The organism is Sphingomonas sp. GV3, assembly GCF_031082075.1.
In the GTDB taxonomy this organism is placed as follows: domain Bacteria; phylum Pseudomonadota; class Alphaproteobacteria; order Sphingomonadales; family Sphingomonadaceae; genus Sphingomonas; species Sphingomonas beigongshangi.
The window spans coordinates 378,953-400,170 of record NZ_JARWLE010000001.1 but is presented as its reverse complement, the minus strand read 5'-3'; the positions used below and the strand labels follow the sequence as shown (position 1 = coordinate 400,170).

General features: G+C 66.9%; 17 protein-coding genes. 12 read left to right on the top strand and 5 right to left on the bottom strand.

Annotated features, from left to right (window positions below; translation table 11 throughout):
- Positions 1-76: 76 nt before the first annotated feature.
- The 6 genes from RF701_RS01875 (at position 77) to RF701_RS01850 (ending at position 5,461) form a co-directional block, all read left to right on the top strand.
- Positions 77-889 (top strand): BPL-N domain-containing protein, encoded by an 813-nt coding sequence (locus tag RF701_RS01875; protein ID WP_203311064.1) that lies wholly within the window; start codon positions 77-79, stop codon positions 887-889.
- Positions 890-934: 45 nt separating this feature from the next.
- On the top strand, positions 935-1,282 hold the full coding sequence (locus RF701_RS01870) for a lysozyme inhibitor LprI family protein (protein WP_308813885.1): 348 nt from the start codon (positions 935-937) through the stop codon (positions 1,280-1,282).
- Positions 1,283-1,421: 139 nt separating this feature from the next.
- Positions 1,422-2,939: a circularly permuted type 2 ATP-grasp protein gene (locus tag RF701_RS01865; protein WP_308813884.1), complete on the top strand. Its 1,518-nt coding sequence runs from the start codon at positions 1,422-1,424 to the stop codon at positions 2,937-2,939.
- A complete protein-coding gene (locus RF701_RS01860) occupies positions 2,939-3,874 on the top strand; it encodes an alpha-E domain-containing protein (RefSeq protein ID WP_308813883.1) in 936 nt (311 codons plus the stop codon). Before RF701_RS01865 ends, RF701_RS01860 begins: the two co-directional genes overlap by 1 nt.
- Positions 3,874-4,698, top strand: coding sequence for a transglutaminase family protein (locus RF701_RS01855; protein WP_308813882.1), 825 nt, complete (start codon positions 3,874-3,876; stop codon positions 4,696-4,698). The genes RF701_RS01860 and RF701_RS01855 overlap by 1 nt, the downstream gene beginning before the upstream one ends.
- 16 nt (positions 4,699-4,714) lie before the next feature.
- Positions 4,715-5,461 (top strand): peptidase, encoded by a 747-nt coding sequence (locus tag RF701_RS01850; protein ID WP_203311069.1) that lies wholly within the window; start codon positions 4,715-4,717, stop codon positions 5,459-5,461.
- A 3-nt stretch (positions 5,462-5,464) separates the two neighbouring features.
- Here RF701_RS01850 and RF701_RS01845 read toward each other — a convergent pair whose 3' ends face one another.
- Positions 5,465-6,034 (bottom strand): peptidase S14, encoded by a 570-nt coding sequence (locus RF701_RS01845; protein ID WP_210358773.1) that lies wholly within the window; start codon positions 6,032-6,034, stop codon positions 5,465-5,467.
- A gap of 61 nt (positions 6,035-6,095) precedes the next feature.
- Positions 6,096-6,374 (bottom strand): metal/formaldehyde-sensitive transcriptional repressor, encoded by a 279-nt coding sequence (locus RF701_RS01840; protein ID WP_203311071.1) that lies wholly within the window; start codon positions 6,372-6,374, stop codon positions 6,096-6,098.
- A 497-nt stretch (positions 6,375-6,871) separates the two neighbouring features.
- Here RF701_RS01840 and RF701_RS01835 point away from each other — a divergent pair, with 497 nt between their 5' ends.
- The 3 genes from RF701_RS01835 to RF701_RS01825 all read left to right on the top strand — a co-directional run bounded on the left by RF701_RS01835 (position 6,872) and on the right by RF701_RS01825 (position 10,696).
- A complete protein-coding gene (locus RF701_RS01835; RefSeq protein ID WP_308813881.1) occupies positions 6,872-8,530 on the top strand; it encodes a divalent metal cation transporter in 1,659 nt (552 codons plus the stop codon).
- A gap of 24 nt (positions 8,531-8,554) precedes the next feature.
- Positions 8,555-9,931 (top strand): carbohydrate porin, encoded by a 1,377-nt coding sequence (locus RF701_RS01830; RefSeq protein WP_308813879.1) that lies wholly within the window; start codon positions 8,555-8,557, stop codon positions 9,929-9,931.
- 72 nt (positions 9,932-10,003) lie between these two features.
- On the top strand, positions 10,004-10,696 hold the full coding sequence (locus RF701_RS01825; RefSeq protein WP_308813878.1) for a VIT family protein: 693 nt from the start codon (positions 10,004-10,006) through the stop codon (positions 10,694-10,696).
- Positions 10,697-10,739: 43 nt separating this feature from the next.
- On the opposite strand, the gene katG is transcribed toward RF701_RS01825, so the two are convergent.
- The gene (gene katG, locus RF701_RS01820; protein ID WP_308813877.1) at positions 10,740-13,013 is read right to left on the bottom strand and encodes a catalase/peroxidase HPI; all 2,274 of its coding nucleotides are present in this window, start codon (positions 13,011-13,013) and stop codon (positions 10,740-10,742) included.
- 280 nt (positions 13,014-13,293) lie between these two features.
- Here katG and RF701_RS01815 point away from each other — a divergent pair, with 280 nt between their 5' ends.
- Together RF701_RS01815 and RF701_RS01810 are read left to right on the top strand one after the other, a co-directional pair.
- Entirely contained in the window at positions 13,294-15,129 is a 1,836-nt protein-coding gene (locus tag RF701_RS01815; RefSeq protein WP_308813876.1) for a DUF885 domain-containing protein, read from the top strand.
- 108 nt (positions 15,130-15,237) lie between these two features.
- The gene (locus RF701_RS01810; protein WP_308813875.1) at positions 15,238-15,669 is read left to right on the top strand and encodes a glycine zipper 2TM domain-containing protein; all 432 of its coding nucleotides are present in this window, start codon (positions 15,238-15,240) and stop codon (positions 15,667-15,669) included.
- Positions 15,670-15,728: 59 nt separating this feature from the next.
- On the opposite strand, the gene RF701_RS01805 is transcribed toward RF701_RS01810, so the two are convergent.
- Both RF701_RS01805 and RF701_RS01800 read right to left on the bottom strand, forming a co-directional pair.
- On the bottom strand, positions 15,729-17,381 hold the full coding sequence (locus tag RF701_RS01805; protein ID WP_308813874.1) for a M28 family metallopeptidase: 1,653 nt from the start codon (positions 17,379-17,381) through the stop codon (positions 15,729-15,731).
- 69 nt (positions 17,382-17,450) lie between these two features.
- Positions 17,451-17,879: a hypothetical protein gene (locus tag RF701_RS01800; RefSeq protein ID WP_308813873.1), complete on the bottom strand. Its 429-nt coding sequence runs from the start codon at positions 17,877-17,879 to the stop codon at positions 17,451-17,453.
- Between the two features lie 295 nt (positions 17,880-18,174).
- Between RF701_RS01800 and RF701_RS01795 the strand changes: the two genes are divergently transcribed.
- On the top strand, positions 18,175-21,159 hold the full coding sequence (locus tag RF701_RS01795) for a TonB-dependent receptor domain-containing protein (protein ID WP_308813872.1): 2,985 nt from the start codon (positions 18,175-18,177) through the stop codon (positions 21,157-21,159).
- Positions 21,160-21,218: the final 59 nt, after the last annotated feature.

Here is a 21,218-nt window from a genome sequence, read left to right as displayed (position 1 = left end):
GGCCGACACGGCTTGATGACGATGGAGGCGGCTCCCGCCGTGTCCGAGATCGCCGCAGTCACCGAGCGAGCCCGTCATGAAAGCCATCGTCGTCGTGGCGGCAATCCTCGCGTTTGCCGGCCTCTCCTCTTCTGCCTCCGCCTTGCGGTCACACGACGACGAGGTGCGCATCGCCATCTATCGCGGGCCAGCGGCCTGCGAGGATTGCGCCGAAGCACTGATGCGCGCGATCCACCGCGTCGACCCGCAGTATCGCGTCGATTTCGTCGGTCCGAACGAACGGCGCGACGTGTCGGCGCGGACGCTGTCCCGTTATACTGTCTATATCCAGCCCGGCGGTGGACAGGACATCGACGGCGCCCTGCACGCACTGGGCGATGGGCGGCGGTCTGCCATCCGGTCCTTCGTCGCCAACGGGGGCGGTTATATCGGCATCTGCATGGGTGCCTACCTCGCCGACCGCACGAACCTCGCGCTGATCGACGCGACGCTGGACAGCGAAGTCGGCCGGCCAGGCACGCAGGCGCATTCCGAAGCCGACACGGTCGTTGGAGTCCGTTGGGGCGACCGCCATCGCACCCTGTATTATCAGGACGGGCCCTATCTCCCGCAGGCTGCGGACAGGCCGGGATTCCGCCCCCTCGCCGCCTATCGCAATGGCGACATCGCCGCGGCCCGCTACAGTAGCGGCAAGGGCGTGGTCGTGCTGAGCGGCCCGCATCCGGAAGCCGATGCGTCTTGGTACCAGGACGCGGGGCTACCGCGATCGGCAGTGCCGCAGGATCGCCCGGTCGAGCTGCTGCTGCGTGAGATCCCGACGGTCCGCGCTGCGCGCCGCAATCCGCTGGCGTGGCCGATCGACCAGTTGCGGCGGATCGCCGCGACCTGATCGGTCTGCGTATCATTCTCCCCGTCTGCCATAGGAGACCTGGCCATGTTCATCCTCGCGCTTGCCCTCGCCGGCGTCTCGACACTGGATCGCTGCCTTGCCAGCGGCGATGCGGCGCGGGGCGTCACCGACGCGATGGCCGCCTGTTACGATGCGGACTATCGCCGCGCGGATGCCGAACTGAACGCGACCTACCGCACGACGATGCGCCGGCTGACCCCGAGCCGACAAGCCGTGCTCCGCGCCGCGCAGCGCCAATGGATCGCGCGTCGCGACGCCGCCTGCCCGCTGGACCTCAGTCCGGGCGCGGGAACGATCGTGCGGCTGGACCATCCGGCATGCCTCAGCAAGCAGACCGTAACGCGCATCGCCTGGCTGCGGAGCTACCGCTGAATGCCACGCACGAACGGATCGCAAGGACGTTTCCTCGCGCATGATACGATCGCCCATGCACCGGCAAGTGTCATGATCCGACAAAGCCCTTGTGCATTGCACAAAGCTGCGGCAGCTTCGGGACCGACCGGGAGACGCCATGCAGGATCGGCAGGTTTTCGATGAGATTTTCGGCGTCGGCGACGGGCAGCGCCCCGAACTTGGAGCGCTGACCGACTGGATGGGGCGGATGCCGGTCGCGGACCTGAAGCGACGCCACGATGCGGCGGAGGCCGCCTTCCGGCAGATCGGGATCACCTTCGCCGTTTATGGCGAGGAAGAGGCGGCGGAGCGGATCATCCCGTTCGATATCCTGCCCCGCGTGTTCAGCGCGCGCGAATGGGCATCGCTGACCCGGGGGCTCGAACAACGCGTCGCGGCGATCAACGCGTTCCTGCTCGACATCTACGGCGAACGTCGCATCCTCAGGGACGGGATCGTTCCTGCCGACCTGATCCTGCGCAACCCGCAGTTCGCCGCGCCGATCGCCGACATCCGGCCGCCGAAGAACGTCTTCGCGCATATCTGCGGCATCGATCTCGTCCGCACGGGACCGACGGACTTCTTCGTGTTGGAGGACAATGCGCGCACGCCGTCGGGCGTATCGTACATGATCGAGAACCGCGAGGCGATGCTGCGCCTGTGCCCGGAACTGTTCGCGATGTTCCCCGTACAGGCGGTCGACGGCTATCCGGATGCCTTGCTGTCGACCCTGCGCTCGGTCGCGCCCGACCGCGCGGCGAACGAACCCGTCTGCGTGCTGCTGACGCCCGGCCCGTTCAATTCGGCCTTCTACGAACACAGCTTCCTCGCCGACAATCTGGGCATCGAGCTGGTCGAGGCGGCGGATCTCGAGGTGCGCGACGACGTCGTGTGGATGCGGACGATTTCGGGTCCCGTCCGTGTCGACGTCATCTACCGCAGGATCGACGACGATTTCCTCGACCCGCTCGTCTTTCGCGCGGACTCGCTATTGGGCGTGCCGGGACTGATCGCCGCCTATCGCGCGGGCAACGTCGCACTCGTCAACGCACCCGGGACGGGGATCGCCGACGACAAGGCGATCTACAGCTACATGCCCGAAATCGTGCGCTATTATTCCGGCGGCGAGGCTCTGCTGCCCAATGTCCAGACGTTCCGCTGCCGCGAGCCGGAGGCGCTGGCCTATACGCTGGACCATCTCGACGAACTCGTCGTGAAGCTGGTAGACGGATCGGGCGGCTATGGCATGCTTGTCGGCCCGACCTCGTCACGCGCCGAGATCGACCGTTTCCGCGCCGCGCTCAAGGCGGAGCCGCATCGCTACATCGCGCAGCCGACGCTGGCACTGTCGACCTGCCCGACCCTCGTGGAGGACGGGCTCGCGCCGCGCCACGTGGACTTCCGCCCGTTCGTCCTGTCCAGGGCGGACGGCATCACGATCACGCCCGGCGGCCTCACCCGCGTGGCGCTGCGCGAGGGGTCGCTCGTCGTCAATTCCAGCCAGGGCGGCGGCACCAAGGACAGCTTCGTGCTCGGCGACCCTTTCCTGACGCAGTCGCAGTCGCTGGAGGGCATGCACCAGAGCCAGATCCTGCCCGATCTGTTCACCGATCCGGCGACGGGAGGGCGCGCCTGATGCTGTCGCGTACAGCCGCCTCGCTCTATTGGCTCGGGCGCTACATCGAGCGGGCCGAGTTCACCGCTCAGCTGGTCGAGGCGACGCTGCGGCTCGATCAGCTGGCGGCGCGTCCGGCGGGCAGCGAGGCCTGGTCTTCCGCGCTCGCCGTCGCCACCGCCACGGCGGGCTTCGAGGCGACGGGCGCGCCGCTGCAGCCGGCGGACGTCGCGCAATATATGCTGCTCGCCGCTGCCAATCCGGGCTCGATCCGCTCCTGCATCGACGCCGCCCGCCATGATGCGCGCGCGGTGCGAACCGCCTTGTCGCGGGAGGCATGGCTGTCGATCAACCGCGCCTGGATCAGCGTGCGCGGCCATCAGCACCTGCGCGACAGCGAGCGCATCCTGAACCTGATCGAAGAGGTCAAGGCGGACGCACGCGGTTTCGAAGGCGCGCTGAACCGCATGCTCCACAACGAGGCGCGCGCCTTCATCGCGCTCGGCACCGCGGTGGAACGGGCGAACGGTACGGCGCGGCTGCTCGACGTCAAATACCATCTCCTGCTGCCGCAGGGCGAACTTGTCGGTGGCGCGGTCGATCGCGATCAGTGGACGGGAATATTGCGCACCGTATCGGCGGTCACGGCCTATCGCTGGCTCTATCGACAAGGCCTTAGGCCTTGGCTCGTCGCCGAATTCCTGATCCTGCGCGACGAACTGCCGCGGTCGCTGATGGCGTCGATGGAGCGGATCGTCACGCTGCTCAACCGGATCGGCCAGCGGACCGGCATGCAGGGCGAGGCGGACCGGCTGGCGCGGCGGCAGCGGCAGGCGATGCGCGGCACGAGTATCGACAGCCTGTTCCAGGGCGGGCTCCACGAATATCTGGGCCGCTTCATCGGCGACATCGCCGATCTCGACCGCGCCATTTCTCAGCAGTTCCGGTTCACCTGATGCGCCTCATTGTCCGCCACCGCACGACCTATCGCTTCGCATCGCCCCAGGCGCGGCTGGTGCAGCTCGCCCGCCTTACGCCGCCCAGCTTCGCGGGGCAGACGGTGATCGGCTGGGAGATCGACGTGGATTGCGATGCACGGCTTCGCGCCACGCGCGACGGCTATGGCAACGACGTCACGATGATCTACGTCGACGGCCCGCTCGACGCGCTGACGATCGAGGTCGCCGGAGAGGTGCTGACCGAGGATCGCGCGGGGGTCGTTGCCGGAACGACGGAGCCCCTGCCCGCCGCGGTCTTCCTGCGCGGCTCGGCGCTGACGGTGGCGGATGGCGCCATCCATGCGCTTGCCGCCGAGACGCGGGCGGCGGGTGCCACGCCGCTCGACCGGCTGCATGCGCTGAACCGCCTGCTCGCCACGCGGATGCGGTTCGATTCGACCGGCATGGACGTGCGCCGGACGGCGGCGGACGCACTGGCGATGGGGCACGGGGTCTGCCAGGACTTCGCCCATGTGTTCGCCGCCGCGGCGCGTGCGATGGACATACCCGCGCGCTACGTGTCCGGGCACCTGTTCCGTCGCGACGGTGCCGACGACCAGCCTGCGGCCCACGCCTGGGCGGAAGCCTGTGTCGGCGATCTCGGCTGGGTCGGCTTCGACAGCGCGAACGGCATCTGTCCGGACGATGCCTATGTGCGCGTCGCGATCGGGCTCGACTATCGCGAAGCCGCGCCGATCGCCGGTGCGCGTATCGGCGGGGGCGAGGAAACGCTGGACGTCGCGGTGTCGGTGACGCAGGCAGGGCACCAGCGGCAGAGTTGATGGAGCGGACCTTCCGGTGACCTACGGTCTGGGCATGCTGGTCGAAGAGGGACTGGTGATGATCGCGGACACGCGCACCAACGCCGGCGTCGACGACATATCGACCTATCGCAAGCTGCATCTCCTCGCGGCCGGCCCGGACCGGCTGCTCGTCGCCGCGACGGCGGGCAATCTCTCGGTGACGCAGCTGGTCCTGTCGACGCTGGCGGAGGGACTGCCGCCGACGGAGGAAGGCGGCCCGCCCCGCCGGCTTAGCGACGCACCGACGATGTTCCGTGCGGCCCAGCTGGTCGGCGAAGCGGTGCTCGCCGCCCGTCATCAGGTCTCGATCGGCCTCGCCGCGCAGGGCATCTCGACCGGCGTGTCGCTGCTGCTGGGCGGCCGGATAGGCTGCGAGCGACTGCGCCTGTACCTGTTCTACGAGGCCGGCAATTTCATCGAATGCCAACGCGACAAGCCTTTCCTGCAGGTCGGCGACATCAAATACGGCAAGCCCATCCTCGACCGCTCGCTCCGGTACGACATGCCGGCGAGCGAGGCGGTGAAACTGGGGCTGATCAGCTTCGACTCGACGATGCGCTCCAACCTGTCGGTAGGCCGTCCGATCGATCTGATCGTCATCCCGACCGATGCCGCCGCGCCGATCGTCTCGCGGCGGATCGAGGAACGCGACGCCTATTTCGACGACCTTTCGATGCGCTGGTCCATGCTGCTCGACGAAGTCCGCGCCACGATCCCGCCGCCGCCGTTCATGGCGGACTGACCGTCACAGGACGGCCTCGACGAGCCCGCGCGAGCGTGCCTCCGCAGCATCCAGGTACCAGTTGCTCGGGGCCTTCTCCATCAATTCGTCCAGCGAAACGTCCGATCCCAGCACGAGGTTGGCGAAGCCTTCGTTCTGGATGGCGATCGATGCCCGCAGCTCGTTCAGCTTCGCCTCCACGGTCGCCACGCACCGCGTCAGCGGACCGTTGATCTCCAGGCTGGACCCCATCAGCCGCTCGTGGATCATCAGTCGCGTGCCCCGGGTCAGATACCGGTTCTCGCGGAGGAAGAAGCTCATGAAGGTGACGCCCGCCGAATAGACCGCGGCCTTGCCGAGAAAGACGATGCGACGATCCGGCTCGATTTCGCTGCGGAAGCGGACATCCTCGCCCATCATCCGCGCGACCTCGGGATCGCCGCCGAGCGTCGACAGCTCGATGACGCACAATCCCTCTGCGGGCGCGGCGTCGAGCTGCTGGCGAAACTGCCCGTACATCGCCTGGTCGACCGTGCCGGACAGCAGGATCGCGGGCGCGCGGAAATCGAGGGGCTGAAGAGCATGGAAGGCCATGGCGACACAACGCGCGGCGACGCAGCGGTTCCCGCTTCCCGCGCTATGCCGGCCTCGTCGGTCAGGTCAGGTAGGCGTGGACGATCTCCACCAGTTCCTCGGCGGCGGCGCGCTGCACGCTATCGGCCGGCGCGGCGGGATCGACCAGATGCGCGCGGATATGGTCCTCGATCACCTCCGCGATGAAGCCGTCGAGCGCGCCACGGCAGGCGGTCGCCTGTTGCAGCACGCGCGTGCATTCGCGATCCTCCTCGACCGCGCGCTCGATCGCCTCGATCTGGCCGCGCAGGCGCTTGAGCCGGTTGAGCAGCTTCTTCTTTTCCCTCTCGATGTGGCTCACGCCCGTCCGCACCTTCCATGACCGATTTTACACTTGATCCTATACCCCGGATGGGTATGCCGCGTCCATCGACGCGGGCGTGCCGCGAGTCGATGGCCAAACGCGCCCCTGGCGCCTGACGAAGGACGACGATGAAACCCCGATCTAGCACCCTGTCCGGCGAGGGCGACAGTAGGAGCTTTGCTCCACTGATGCCGATCGCGGGACGTGCCCCGGTGGGGGAGATCGCGCCCGCCGCCTGAACGGCGGTCCGTCGACCTCCCGGACCGGAAGTTATTTTTTCCCGGTCCCCAAGGAGGTCGCGATGACCCTTTTGCTCCTGCGCATAGAACGCCATGCCCATCTACGTCCCGTCGAGCCGCTAAGCCGCCGGGTCCGCCTGGCCGCGCGTCGTCCAGCCACGATACGGCGGATGGACGAGGGCCCTGGCGCCACGGTCTGAACGCCGGCCTCTGCCCGGAAACATTTGAATCGAAATAGCACGCGGAGTTCGTGCCATGACCCAGCATGCCCTCGCGCTGCCGGCGGGTGATCCCGCCGCGCGCGCCGTCCGCCCCACCGCCCACCTCGATTGCGCGCATACCGGCGACATCATCGGTGCGTTCGGCACGATCGACGTCGCCGACACCGGTACCCGCCGGAACTGGCGCCGCCGGCTCGCGACGCTGGCCGCGATCGTCGGCCCCGGCCTCATCGTCATGGTGGGGGACAATGACGCGGGAGCGTTCGGCACCTACACCCAGGCCGGCCAGAATTATGGCACGTCCCTGCTATGGACACTGCTGCTGCTCGTCCCGGTCCTCTATGTGAACCAGGAAATGGTGCTTCGGCTCGGCGCGGTGACAGGGGTCGGACACGCCCGGCTGATCTTTCAGCGGTTCGGCCGTTTCTGGGGAGCGTTCAGCGTCGTCGACCTGTTCCTGCTCAACGCCCTGACCATCGTCACCGAATTCATCGGGATCACGCTTGGCCTCGATTATCTCGGCGTACCGCGGCTCGCAGGCGTCGCCGTTGCCGCGCTGCTGATCATTACGGCGGCGAGTACGGGCAGCTTCCGCCGGTTCGAGCGCTTCATGATGATCCTCGTCTTCGGCTCGCTGCTCCTGATCCCGGTCGCCTTGGCGATGCATCCGCCGGTGCACGGCGTCGTGCACGACCTGGTCGTGCCGGGCCTGCCGCGGCACGGGCAACTGTCGGACGTGATGCTGCTGATCATCGCCATCGTCGGCACCACCGTGGCGCCATGGCAGCTGTTCTTTCAGCAGAGCTATCTCATCGACAAGCGCATCGGGCCGCAATTCATGGGGTATAGCCGCGTCGACCTCTGGATCGGCATCGCCGTCGTGATCGTCGGCGCGGTGGCAATGATCGCCTTCACCTCTGCCGCCTTTGCGGGAACGACGGGTGTCGGTCGATTCACCGATGCCGGGGCGGTCGCGCATGCGATCGCCACGCGGGGCGGCCACGTCATGGGAGTGCTGTTCGCCATCGCCTTGATCGATGCGTCGATAATCGGCGCCTCGGCGGTGTCGCTCAGCACGGCCTATGCGATCGGCGACACTTTCGGCATCCGCCATTCGCTTCACCGCTCGCCCCGCGAGTCGATCGGATTCTATTGCGTCTATGCAGGCCTTGTCGCCGTCGCCGCAGCGCTCGTGCTCATTCCCGGCACGCCGCTCGGCCTGCTGACCAATGCGGTGCAGTCGCTGGCGGGGGTGCTCCTGCCAAGCGCCACGGTCTTCCTGCTGCTCCTATGCAATGACGCGGCCGTGCTGGGCCCGTGGCGCAACGGCCCCTGGCTCAACCTGTTCACCGGCGCGGTGATCGCGGTGCTGATCCTGCTGTCGGTGATCCTCACCGGCTCGGTGCTGATACCCGGATTCGGCGCCGGAGCGATGCTGTGGATCCTGGGCGTCGGTACGACCGTCGCGGCGATCGGCTGGCTGAGCCAGCGCGTGCTGGCGCGCGCGCCGGCCGACATCATCGACCGGTCCGGGCGTGCCGAATGGCGGATGCCGCCGCTCGATGCCTTGGCTCCGGCGAGGATGGGCCGCGGCGAACGGCTCTGGCTCGGGGCGTTGCGCCTGTATCTCGTGGTTGCCGGCGGCCTCGTCCTCGTCCGGATCATCCACCTTGCGCTGATGCATCAGCTGTAACATTCCGACGACAGGGGGATCGTCATGACCAGGTCCAATTTGTTGCTGGCGGGCGCATGCGCGCTCGCCGGCCTGCCGATCCATGCGCGAGCGCTCGCGCAAGAGGTGCAGGATCGTGCGCCGACGCAGACGGCGGCGACGGCTGCCGACGGCGAGGGCGCCACGTCCGAGCGCTTCGCGCTGCACGGTCAGGCGACCTACGTCGTCCAGGCAACGCCGAGTTTCGCATCGCCCTATGCGGGACCCAACAGCCTGACCCCGAACCAGGCGCGCGAGACCGTCGACGTCACGTTGTTCGCCGGCCTGCGCCCCTGGGCCGGAGGCGAGGTCTGGATCAATCCGGAGGTCGACCAGGGCTTCGGCCTGTCGAATACGCTGGGCGTCGCCGGCTTCCCGAGCGCGGAGGCCTATAAGGTCGGGCGCAGGTCGCCCTATCTTCGGCTCCAGCGTGTGTTCCTGCGTCAGACGATCGCGCTCGGCGGCTCGCGCGAGGCGGTGGCGGGCAGCGCCAACCAGCTGGGCGGCGCACGTTCGACCGACCGCCTGGTGCTGACCATGGGCAAGTTCGGCGTCGGCGACATCTTCGACACCAACAGCTTTGCGCACGATCCGCGCGGCGACTTCCTCAACTGGTCGGCGGTCGACGCGGGCAGTTTCGATTATGCGGCCGATGCATGGGGCTATTCGACCGGCATCGCGGCGGAATGGTATCGCGGGCCGTGGACGCTCCGTGTCGGCGCTTTCAACCTGTCGAAAGTGCCCAACGGCGAAACGCTCGAATCGCGGTTCGGCCAATATCAGCTGGATGCGGAGGTGGAGCATCGCCACACGATCGACGGACAGCCGGGGGCATTGCGCGTCACGCTGTTCCGCAATCGCGGGCGCTTCGGCCGTTTCGACGATGCATTGTCGCTTGCCGCGCAGACCGGCGATCCGATCGATACCGCGTCGGTACGCCGCCGGCAGACGCGCCTCGGGGTTGCCGCCAATGCCGAACAGCAGCTCGGCGACACGCTCGGCCTGTTCGCGCGGGCCGGCGTCGCCGACGGGTCCATCGAACCCTACGACTTCACCGATATCGATCGCACTGCGCAGCTTGGCATGGCGCTGAAGGGGGCGGCGTGGCACCGTGCGGCGGATACGGTCGGGGTCGTCGCCATCGTCAACGGCATCAGCCGGGATCATCGCGCCTATCTGAACGCAGGCGGGATCGGCGTGCTGGTCGGCGATGGCCGCCTGCCCCATCCGGGCGCCGAATTGATCGGCGAGACCTATTACAAGTTCGTCGCGGCGCGCGGAATCGAGACGACGCTGGATTATCAGCTGGTCGTCAACCCCGCCTATAATCGCGACCGGGGCCCGGCGAACATCGTCGCCGTACGGCTGCACGGTGCATTCTGAAGACAGGGGATACAGGCGCCGCGTATCGCGCTATCGCGCGACGGTACGAGGCTGACGAGAGGGACGAAGGCCATGCGCCGACATCGTGAAAAGCATCGCATCAACCGCACCGGCTGGCTGCGCGCGGCGGTGCTGGGCGCCAATGACGGCATCCTGTCGACCGCCAGCCTCGTGGTAGGCGTCGGTGCAAGCGGTGCGGATCGCCATGCGATCCTCATCGCCGGCGTCGCAGGTCTTGTTGCCGGCGCCTTTTCGATGGCGGCCGGCGAATATGTATCCGTCAGCTCGCAGGCCGATCTCGAGGCTGCCGATCTGGCGCAGGAACATGCCGAGCTGGCCGACGACCCGCATGGCGAGGAGGCGGAGCTTGCCGCCATTCATCATGCGCGCGGACTGACCTGGGAAACGGCACGGCAGGTCGCGCGCGAATTGACGGCGCACGACCCGCTGGCTGCCCATGCGCGCGACGAACTCGGTATCACCGACAGCGGCGCGGCCCGTCCTGTCCAGGCGGCCGTTGCTTCGGCGGCATCCTTTTCCGTTGGTGCGGCGGTGCCGGTGGCACTCGCCATCGTGTCGTCACACGCGCTCGTGCTTCCCGTGGTGACGATCGGCGTGCTCGTGACGTTGTGCATCCTTGGCGCCGTCAGCGCCGCGGCCGGCGGCGCAAGTCAGGTCCGCGGCGCGCTTCGCGTCCTCCTCTGGGGAGCGCTGGCAATGGCCGCGACGGCGCTGATCGGCCATCTGGCGGGCACCACCGTCTAACGCCAAAATGGCCGGGCGACATCATGTCGCCCGGCCGCAGTGCTTATTGATGGCTGTCGTAACGATCGGCCATCATCACCTTGTCCCATACGGCGACGAAGTCGCGAACGAAGCGTTCGTGCCCGCCGCGGGAGGCATAGACTTCGGTGATCGCGCGCAGCTGCGAATTTGCGCCGAAGATCAGGTCGCAGCGCGTCGCGCGGAAGCGCGTCTCGCCGCTGTCGCGGTCGCTGACCGTGAACGCATGGCCCGCCTCGTCCGCCTTCGCCCAGACATAGTCCATGCTCGTGACGACATCGAAGAAGTCGGTCGTCAGCACGCCGACACGGTCCGTGAACAGGCCGGTATCGGACCCGTCCCAATTCGCGCCGAGCGCACGCAATCCCCCGGTCAGCACCACCCATTCGGGCGCGCTCAGCGCGAGCAGATTTGCCTTGTCGAGGAAGAGTTGCTCGGGCGAAAGCTTGCCGCCGGTGATCGTGTCGAACTGATCGTCGACATAGTTGCGGAAACCGTCGACCACGGGCCTCAGCCACTCGAAGCTGTCGGCGTCGGTCCGCGCGTCGTCGGTATCCATCCGGCCCGGGACGAAGGGGACGTCGATCGCGAGGCCGGCGTCGGCCGCCGCCTTCTCCACCGCGGCACAGCCCGCGAGCACGATCAGATCCGCCAGCGAGACCTTCTTGCCGCCCGGCGCCGAGCCGTTGAAGGCGTCCATTGTCTCGCGCAACCGCGCGATCACCGGCAGCGTGCGGCGATTGATCGCCCAGTCCTTCTGCGGGGCCAGCGCGATGCGCGCGCCGTTGGCGCCGCCGCGCTTGTCGCTGTGGCGATAGGTCGATGCCGCCGAGAAGGCGGTGAAGGCGAGGTCGGAAACGCTGAGCCCGGTGTCGAGGATTCGCCGCTTCAGCGATGCGGCATCATCGGCATCGATCAGCGGGTGATCCACCGGCGGGATCGGATCCTGCCACAACAGGTCGTCCTGGATCGTCTTCTCGGCCCCAAGGTACCGCTCCTTCGGCCCCATGTCGCGGTGCGTCAGCTTGTACCAGGCCTTGGAGAATTGCTCGGTGAAATAGTCGAAGTCGTTAAGGAAGCGCTCGCAGATCGCGCGATAGACGGGATCGACCTTCAGCGCGATGTCGCTCGTCATCATCATCAGCGGATGCGTCTTGCCGGGGATGTGCGCGTCCGGCGTGTGCGGCGCGGTCTTGTCGACGGGCGTCCACTGCAACGCACCGGCCGGGCTCTTCGTCTGCTCCCATTCGAACTTGAACAGGTTTTCCAGGTAGCTGTTGTCCCAGGTCGTCGGGTCGGGCGTCCAGCTGCCCTCGATTCCGTTGGTCATCGTGAATTCGCCGGCGCCTGTGCCCTCCGGGTTGTGCCAACCGAGACCCATCTCTTCGATCGGCGCCATCTCCGGCGGCGCACCGATTCGGTCCGCTTTGACCATGCCGTGGCTCTTGCCGAAGGCATGGCCGCCGGCGATCAGCGCGACCGTCTCTTCGTCGTTCATCGCCATGCGCGTGAAGGCGACGCGGATGTCGCGTGCCGACCCCATCGGGTCGCCGCTGGCATAGGGGCCTTCCGGGTTTACGTAGATCAGCGCCTGATGCGTCGCGGCAAGCGGCTGTTCAAGATCATAATCCGCGTCGCCGTTGCGGCCCCGCCACCGTTCGTCCCGGTTTACCATCTCGTCGAACGACGAGACCGTGGTCATGTCGACATGCTCTGGACCCCAATAGGTAGCGTCGTCCGCCTCCCAGGCGTCGCGCCGGCCACCGGCATAGCCATAGGTGGGGAAGTTCATGATCTCGAGCGCGCAATTGCCGGTCAGCACCATAAGGTCGCCCCAGGACAGCGCATCGCCATATTTCTGCTTGATCGGCCAGATCAGGCGACGTGACTTGTCGGTGTTGCCATTGTCCCACCAGCTGTCGATCGGCGCGAACCGCTGGAGTGCCTCGCCGGCGCCCCCTCGCCCGTCCGCGATGCGATAGGTGCCCGCGGCGTGCCAGGCCATGCGGATCATCTGCGGCCCGTAATTGCCATAGTCGGAAGGCCACCAGGCAACCGAGCTCGTCAGGAACGCCTTGATCTCCGCCTTCAGCGCCTGAAGGTCGATCGCCTCGAACGCGGCCTTGTAATCGAAGTCGTCGCCCAGCGGATTGGCGCGCGGGCCGTTGCGATGCAGCTGCTCGACGCGAAGCCGGTTCGGATACCAATCCTGCAGCGTCGGCTTGCTGGTGAACGCGCCGCCGATCCGGTCACCGCCAAAGGGACACTTGCCCGCCAATACGTCCTTGTAATCGTTCATGAAGCTGCTCCTGCGCGGTCGGTCGGCGGATCGGACGCGCGTCCGAGATGCGCCTACCCCCATGGTTAGGGCCGGATCGCGCCTGATCCACGTCAGCAAAGAACGTTGGAGTGCCGCATTGCGTTTCGTAAATTCGCGTTCATCGCCTCGCTTCGTCCGACACCGGCCATTTGCGTGCGAAGCCATTGGCTAAGGCCGCAAATCAGGCCATCGTGCCGCCGCCCGATCCCGCTGCCCGGCAAGAGCGCAGGCGGATCGCCACATGAAGAGGGGGACCAAAATGCACCATCTGCTCCGCGCCGCGACCATCGCTGCCCTGCCCGCCGCCCTGCCCATCGCCGCGCCTGCCGCCGTCGCGGTCCAGACGACGGTGCCGGCCGCAGCTGCGCCGGCCGCCAGCAAGGACGCGCGTCTCACCGCCTTTCTGGACGCGCAGTTCGCCGAGGAGATGGCGATGCGCCCGCAGCTGGCGACCCGGCTCGGCAGCAAGGAGGGGCAGGATCGGCTCGACGACAACAGCGATGCCGCGATGCTGAAGCGGCTGGAATGGCGCCGGGCCAGCGTCGCGTCGATGAAGCGCCAGTTCGACCGCGCCCGCCTGTCCCCCGCCGCGCAGGCGAATTACGACATCTGGGCCTTGGAGCTCAATCGCGCCGAAACCGGCTACAAATACCGTCGCTACCAGCCCCCGTTCTACTCGTTCCTCTATTCCGTGCACGCCGAACTGCCGAACTTCCTGATCAACACGCATACGGTTCGGGACACGCGCGACATGCAGGCATATGCCGCGCGGCTGCGGGCGATCCCGGCGGTGCTCGACGATGCGATCCTGCGCAGCAAGGCGTCGGATGCCGCCGGCATCAGGGCACCGAAATTCGAGATGGAGCGCGTCATCGCTGGCAGCCGGGCGATCATCACCGGGGCACCGTTCGACGGCGGACCGGATTCGCCGCTATGGGCCGATGCAAAGGCGAAAGTCGCGGGTCTCAAGCTTTCGGCCCCGCAAGCCGCCGCGCTGCTGGATGACGCGCGTGCCTCGCTGCTGACGATCAAGCCTGCCTATGAGCGGGTCATCGCCTGGGCCGAGGCGGATCTTCCGACCGCGCCATCGGGACGGGTCGGCGCCGTCTCTCTGCCGGGCGGGGCCGAATGGTATGCCGCCGCGCTGCGGACCAACACCACCACCGATCTCACCGCCGAGCAGATCCACCAGATCGGCCTCAGGGAGGTGGCGCGGATCGAGGGTGAGCAGGACAAGCTCGCGCGGCAGGCGGGGCTGAAGGACCGGCAGGCTTATTACGACCAGCGTGCGAAGCTGTTTCCGCCGACACCCTACACCGATGCGTCGCGCGCCGCCTATCTGAAGACCGCGAACGATGCGATCGCGCATACCCGAACGCTGCTGCCGAACTATTTCGGGCTCCTGCCCGCCTACAAGGTTGAAGTCGTGCGCGAGCCGTCGTTCAGCGAGGTTGCGGGCGGCGCGGCGCACGCCGCCGGCCCCAGCCCCGACGGCGTGCGGCCGGGCCGCGTCTATGTTCACCTGCTCGGCAACGCCGAGGATCCTGCTGCGGTCTACGACCTGATGTGCCACGAGGGGATCCCAGGCCACGTCATGCAGGGCGACATCCAGGCGCGCCAGACCGGTGCGCCCAAGTTCCGGCGCGCCTACGGCTATGTCGCGTTCGGCGAAGGCTGGGGCCTGTACAGCGAGGCATTGTGCAAGGAGATGGGCGCCTATCCCGATCTCGCCGCCGACTTCATGCGGCTCGACCAGGAATTGTTCCGCGCCGCGCGCCTCGTCGTCGATACCGGCATCCATGCGAAGGGCTGGACCGAGCAGCAGGCGATCGACTTCATGATCACCACCGGGCGCAGCGGCCCGGATCAGGCACGATCCGAGGTGCGCCGCTACATCACGCTGCCGGGTCAGGCGACGGGCTACAAGATCGGCATGCTCAAGATCATGGCGCTGCGCGCCAAGGCGCAGGCCGCCCTTGGCACCAGGTTCGACATCAAGGGCTTCCACGACCTGTTGATCGGGTCCGGCTCCATGCCGCTGTCGGTGCTGGAGAACCGCGTCGACGACTGGATCGCGCATCGCCGCGCCGGCTGAACGAAGGATAACGACTGCATTCAGCGAAGACTCAAGGGCGATTCGCCATAAGCATCCTTGTCGACGCCCAATCGGGGCCGACCCGTTTCAGTGATGGGAGCAGGCAAGATGTTCAAGAAGTTTTCGATCGGTGCCGGTGCACTGGCGATGGGCCTGATGTCGCTGGCCCCGGTCGCGGCGCAGGCGCAGGATTACTATGGCCGTGGCTACAACGACTATTACGGCCGCAGCTATGACGACGGCTATCGTAATCACGACCGTGCGTATCGGCAGGCGTACCGCGACGGCTGGAACCAGGGGCCGCGTTACTACCAGGGCCAGCGTTACTATCACGAGGCCGGCGACTATCGCTACGCGCCGCGCCGCTGCCAGAACGGCACCGCGGGCAGCGTGATCGGTGCGATCGCAGGTGGTCTGCTGGGCCGTACGATCGATACGCGTGGCGACCGCACGCTGGGTACCGTGCTCGGCGCAGGAGCCGGCGCATTGGCCGGTAACGCCGTCGCGCGCGCCGACAACCCTGCCTATTGCCGCCGCTGATCGCGCCTCGCGTCCATCAGCATGAGGGGGAGGCGACATCCGCGAGGATGTCGCCTCTCTTATTTCGTGCGATCGGCATCGCTCTTGGCACGGACCGCGGCAAACTCCGATTGCGCACGCCATGTGGGCCAGTCGTGCCCGGCCGCCAGGTCGAAGCCGACGCGCCGGATCAGGTCGACATCCGCCGCCGCGCCGGCAAGGTTCCACGAGGGCGACCAGGCGTCGCAGGTCTGGTGATAACACCGCATATATGCGTCCAGCCAGCGCTGGCCCGCCACGCGACCCCCGTCGACCAGATCGGGCGCGCCGCTGATCGCCATCAGCAGAAGCGTCGGCACGCCGCGCCGGGCGAGCGAGAAATGATCGGCGCGATAGAAGAGGCCGCGCTCCGGCAACGCCTCTGGCGTCACGATCCTTCCCTGTGCTTTCGCGGCGGCGGCGAGTTGGTCCTCCAGGCTGTTTTGGCCGCTGCCGACCAGCAGGACGTCATGTGATGGTCCAGCGGTCTGGAGGATGTCGAGCGTCAGGTTCGCAACCGTCGTCGCCAGCGGATAGATCGGATGCGCGGCATAGGTTTCCGAACCAAGCAGCCCCCTCTCCTCGCCCGTCCACAAGGCGAACACCTGGGTCCTTGCCATGAGTGGCGCCTTCGCCGCCGCGCGTGCGATCGCCAGCACCCCCGCCACGCCTAGTGCATCGTCGTTGGCGCCGGGGCGCACCGTCCGCCCCTCCGCGTCCGGCAAACCCTGGCCATAGGCGTCCCAATGCGCCCCGTAGATGATGGTCTCTTCGGGCCGGCTGCGCCCGGTGCGCTTCGCGATCACGTTGCGGCTTTGCGCGCGCGTCACGGTGACGGGCAGGTCCACCGATAGGCCGGTTCCCTTCAGGGGAACGGGACGGAAGTCGGCTCGCCGCGCCGCGGCGCGCATTGCCGCGAGGTCAAGGCCTGCCTTGGCGAACAGACGGTTGGCGGCACTTCCTTCGATCCATCCCTGCACGGCGACGCGGGGCATGGAAGGGTCGGCGACGTCGTAATTCTCGCCGCCCGGCGCGGTGACCGTCGCCCAGCCATAGCCGGCGCCCGGCGTATCGTGGATGATCAGCGCGCCGATCGCGCCACGTCGCGCCGCTTCCTCGAACTTGTACGTCCAGCGGCCGTAATAGGTCATGCGCCGGCCGCCGAATCGTCCTGCCGCATCGTCCCCCGATCCCGCCTCGAAATCCGGGTCGTTGATCAGGAAGACCGCAACCTTGCCGCGCAGGTCCGCACCCTTGAAATCGTCCCAGTGGCGCTCCGGCGCGCTGACGCCGTAGCCGACGAAGACCAACGGCGCTTTCGTCACGCGCAGGCGGCTTTGGGGCCGGACGGTGGAAAGATAGACGTCGTGTCCCGGAGCCAGGGGCGTATCGTTCGCGACCACCTCTCCCTGGCCGACCTTGGTGCGGATCAGCGGCACCGGCTGCGTCCAGCTACCGTCGGCACCGCCAGGCTCCAGGCCCGCCGCCTTGAGCTGCGCGATCAACCAGGCGACCGTCTTCTCCTCGCCCGGCGTTCCCGGGGCACGCCCTTCGAACGCAGGCGACGCCAGCGTCCGCACGTCGGCCGAGAGGCGCTCGGGCTGCGTCGAAACATCCTGCGCTTGGCCGGCGACGGCGCCGGCGGATGCGACGGCAGCCAGCACAGCACGGTAAAGCATGACAATTCGCGACATGACGCCCCGTCCTTTAGAGGGTTGGCCGGCGACGCTATCAAGTCGATACGTCGCTGGCGAGGGCATCGGTCACCGTAGACGTCGCACTCTCACGGCACGCCGCCCGGGCGCGGTCGCGATATAGCTGCCGAGAGACCCTGGCTTGATCGTGACGACATCGCCTTCGCGCAGACGGTTCATCGACTGCTCCGTCGTCTCCCAGACGCCGCCATCGTCCAGCGTGAAGCGTATCAATCCGCCCGGCTGCGCAGCCGATGCGCGCATCGTCCCGACGAGCTGCTTCAGACTGTCGTCGTCCTTGCCATCGCCGAACAATTTGATCGAGGGCAAGGAAAAGCCGAACAGCGATCGCTTCGTCTTCTGCACCTGCTCGCGATCCAGCACGACGATGTCCTTGCGCTGCCGCGCCTCTTCGACCGCCTTCGAGACGCGATCGTAACAGGCCAGCCGCTCGTTATTGTCGGCGATCGCCCGGCAACTTGCCAAGATCTGTAACAAATTGTTTCCGCTTTCCTGCGCAGGAGCGGCAATCATCAGCAATAGGGTCAGCATAAGGTACCTTTATCCGGCCACGAAATACGTCAACCTTCCTGCTACAGGGCCAGGAATAGGACAGTATTTCTTGCCACTTCCATGTGACGATTTTGTCACGCCCCGGCTACATTTTGAAGTATCAATTTAAAACCATATTGTAGGCTCCTGCATCCCCTGCGAATTTGCATACGCGACCGGCCCTTGAAAGACCGGCGCACAGGCCCGCTCGCTCGCGAGCGTCGACCACAAAGGGGTATCTATGACGCAAAACCTTCGCTCCCGCCTGCTGACGACGACGTTGTTCGTCGGCGCGGCGCTGATCGCGACGCCCGCGATCGCGCAGACCGCACCTGCGACGCAGGAGACGCAGCAGAAAACCGACGATCCCAACGCGCCGCCGCCCGCCCAGGAAGGCGGCGACATCGTCGTTACCGGTACGCTGATCAGCAACCCGAACCTCGTCTCGTCGAGCCCGGTCAACACCGTCTCTGAGAACGAGCTGACGCTGCGCAACACCAACAACGTCGAGCAGATCATCCGCGAGCTGCCGGGTGCGGTTCCCGGCATCGGTTCGGCCGTGAACAACGGCACCGGTGGTTTCGCGACGATCAACCTGCGCAACCTCGGCTCGCAGCGTAACCTCGTCCTGCTCGACGGCGACCGCATCGTCCCCGCGGCAGCCGGCGGCACCGTCGACCTCAACAACATCCCGACCGCGCTGATCCAGCGCGTCGACGTGCTGACCGGTGGCGCCTCGACCACCTATGGCGCGGACGCGGTGTCGGGCGTCGCGAACTTCATCACCAAGAAGAACTTCGCCGGCATGGAGGCTCAGGCCAGCCAGCAGATCACCGAGCGTGGCGATTCCAACTATTTCACGGCCGACCTGACGATCGGCGCGAACTTCGGCGACGGCCGCGGCAACGCGGTGCTGAGCCTGGGCTATCAGGAAGCCGACCCCCTGTATCAGGGTGATCGCGACATCTCGATCTTCGGCATCGGTTCGGGCAACGGCGTTGCATCCGGCTCGTCGCCGACCTCGGTCCCGACGCGCATCGCGATCGCCGGCAACGACCTCCAGGTCAATCCGGCCGGCACCGCGCTCGTCCCGTTCTACAACGGCTTCAACTTCAATCCGTATAATATCTTCCAGACGCCGTTCAAGCGCTACAACATGTTCGCCCAGGCGAACTACGAGGTGAACGACAACCTCGAAGTGTACAGCCGCGGCATGTTCTCGAAGAACACGATCCAGCAGATCATCGCGCCTTCGGGTATCTTCGGCGAACAGTTGACCATTCCGGGCAACAATCCCTATCTGCCCGCCGGCATCCGCGATCAGCTCTGCACGCTCAACAACATCGCACTCGGCCCCGCCTGTAACACCGCCACTGCCATCCAGCTGCCGGAGGTTTACCGCCGTTCGGTCGAACTCGGGCCGCGCATCTCGACCTACACGACGACGATGTTCGACTATAAGGCCGGCCTGCGCCTCCGCTTCTCGGAGCACGTCAAGCTCGACGTCTCGGGCGCCTATGGCGAGAGCGACCTGAACCAGACGCAGTCGGGCTACGTGCTGCGCAGCCGCGTGCAGCAGGCGCTCAACGCGACGAACACCACGACCTGCACGGTCACCACCAACAACTGTGTTCCCGTGAATCTGTTCGGCCCGGCCGGATCGATCACTGCCGACCAGGCGAACTTCCTGAACGGCAAGAGCACCATTCAGATCCACACCGCGCTCTCGCAGGCGAAGGCGGTTCTGAACGGCGACTTCGGCACCACCTCGCCCTTCGCCAATGAGCCGATCGCCTTCGCGGCCGGTGGCGAATATCGCAAGTACACCTACACCCGCACGCCCGATGCCTATGCGCTGTCGCCGGGCGAGCTCGGCGGTGCCGGTGGTGCGGTGCTGCCCTTCGCCGGCAGCTACGACGTGCGCGAGGCGTTCGGCGAAATCATCGCGCCGCTCGTCGCCGACAAGCCGTTCTTCCACTCGCTGACGCTCGAGGCCGGCGTGCGCTACTCGAACTACAAGGTTCAGGCGGCGAACAATCCGACCTTCTCGGCGACGACCTACAAGTTCGGCGGCAGCTTCGAGCCCGTCCAGGAGATAAAGTTCCGCGGCAACTACCAGCGTGCGGTGCGCGCGCCCAACATCGCGGAGCTGTTCTCGCCCGTCACCACCGGTCTCGACAACCTGTCGCCGGGCCTCGACCCCTGCGTCGGCGCCAAGCCGCTGGCGAGCGCGAACCTCGCCCTCGCCTGCCGCAACCAGGGTGCGCCGGCCAACGTCATCGGCTCGATCGCCGAGCCGGCGTCGGGTCAGCCCAACGTCACCGGTGGCGGCAACCCGAACATCCTGCCGGAAAAGGCCGACACCTACACGGTGGGCGTCGTGATCCAGCCGCGTGGGATCGTCCCGGGCCTGAGCGTCGCGGTCGATTACTTCAACATCCGCGTGAACAATGCGATCACCGCGGCGACCCCGGCGGACATCCTGACGCAGTGCTTCGGGACCAACCCCGCAGCGATCACCGCGGCGCAGGCCGCGTCGGCCGCCTGCACCAGCATCCGCCGCAGCACGGCGACGGGTCGCCTCAGCGGCTCGAGCGCCACGGTCGCGGGCCTGCCGCAGCCGCTGACCAACCGCGGCCGCCTGCGCACCGACGGCATCGATCTCAACGCCAATTACGCGCGTGATTTCGGCGATGTCGGCCTGAACCTGAGCTTCCAGGGCACCTGGACCGCGCACAACTACTTCCGTGCGTCGGAAAGCGCGTACGATCGCGACTGCGTCGGCTATTACAGCACGAGCTGCTCGTCGATCCAGCCGGAGTTCCAGTGGAACCAGCGCACCAGCCTGACCTTCGGGCCGGGTACCTTCTCGGTGCTGTGGCGTCACATCGGCAAGGTCCGCTACGAGGCGCTGGCCCCGGATGCGACCGCGCGTCAGGTGACGACGCCGCTGTTCAGCGGTGTGGTGACGGGTCCGACCCCGCTCGCGGGCGGCACCTACAACTTCAACGAGATCAAGGCCTATAATTACATCGATCTCGCCGCGCAGGTCGAGGTGAACGAACACCTCACCTTCACGATGGGCGTGCGCAACCTGTTCGACAAGAAGCCGCCGCTGGTGGGTTCGTCGGCCGGTTCGACCGCCTTCAACAGCGGCAACACCTATCCGTCGACCTACGACGTGCTGGGCCGCCTGTTCACCGTTTCGGGCAAGCTGCGCTTCTAAGGCGTCCGTCCAACGGACTTCTCGATTGGGGGCGGCCCTGGCAGGGTCGCCCCTTTTTT

Bases quoted from the DNA above. Each gene is read 5' to 3' on its own strand.
- RF701_RS01835 (WP_308813881.1), top strand. From the start codon at position 6,872: ATGACCCAGCATGCCCTCGCGCTGCCGGCGGGTGATCCCGCCGCGCGC.
- RF701_RS01855 (WP_308813882.1), top strand. From the start codon at position 3,874: ATGCGCCTCATTGTCCGCCACCGCACGACCTATCGCTTCGCATCGCCC.
- RF701_RS01860 (WP_308813883.1), top strand. From the start codon at position 2,939: ATGCTGTCGCGTACAGCCGCCTCGCTCTATTGGCTCGGGCGCTACATC.
- RF701_RS01865 (WP_308813884.1), top strand. From the start codon at position 1,422: ATGCAGGATCGGCAGGTTTTCGATGAGATTTTCGGCGTCGGCGACGGG.
- RF701_RS01875 (WP_203311064.1), top strand. From the start codon at position 77: ATGAAAGCCATCGTCGTCGTGGCGGCAATCCTCGCGTTTGCCGGCCTC.
- RF701_RS01845 (WP_210358773.1), bottom strand. From the start codon at position 6,034: ATGGCCTTCCATGCTCTTCAGCCCCTCGATTTCCGCGCGCCCGCGATC.
- katG (WP_308813877.1), bottom strand. From the start codon at position 13,013: ATGAACGATTACAAGGACGTATTGGCGGGCAAGTGTCCCTTTGGCGGT.
- RF701_RS01810 (WP_308813875.1), top strand. From the start codon at position 15,238: ATGTTCAAGAAGTTTTCGATCGGTGCCGGTGCACTGGCGATGGGCCTG.
- RF701_RS01815 (WP_308813876.1), top strand. From the start codon at position 13,294: ATGCACCATCTGCTCCGCGCCGCGACCATCGCTGCCCTGCCCGCCGCC.
- RF701_RS01830 (WP_308813879.1), top strand. From the start codon at position 8,555: ATGACCAGGTCCAATTTGTTGCTGGCGGGCGCATGCGCGCTCGCCGGC.
- RF701_RS01795 (WP_308813872.1), top strand. From the start codon at position 18,175: ATGACGCAAAACCTTCGCTCCCGCCTGCTGACGACGACGTTGTTCGTC.
- RF701_RS01825 (WP_308813878.1), top strand. From the start codon at position 10,004: ATGCGCCGACATCGTGAAAAGCATCGCATCAACCGCACCGGCTGGCTG.
- RF701_RS01805 (WP_308813874.1), bottom strand. From the start codon at position 17,381: ATGTCGCGAATTGTCATGCTTTACCGTGCTGTGCTGGCTGCCGTCGCA.
- RF701_RS01870 (WP_308813885.1), top strand. From the start codon at position 935: ATGTTCATCCTCGCGCTTGCCCTCGCCGGCGTCTCGACACTGGATCGC.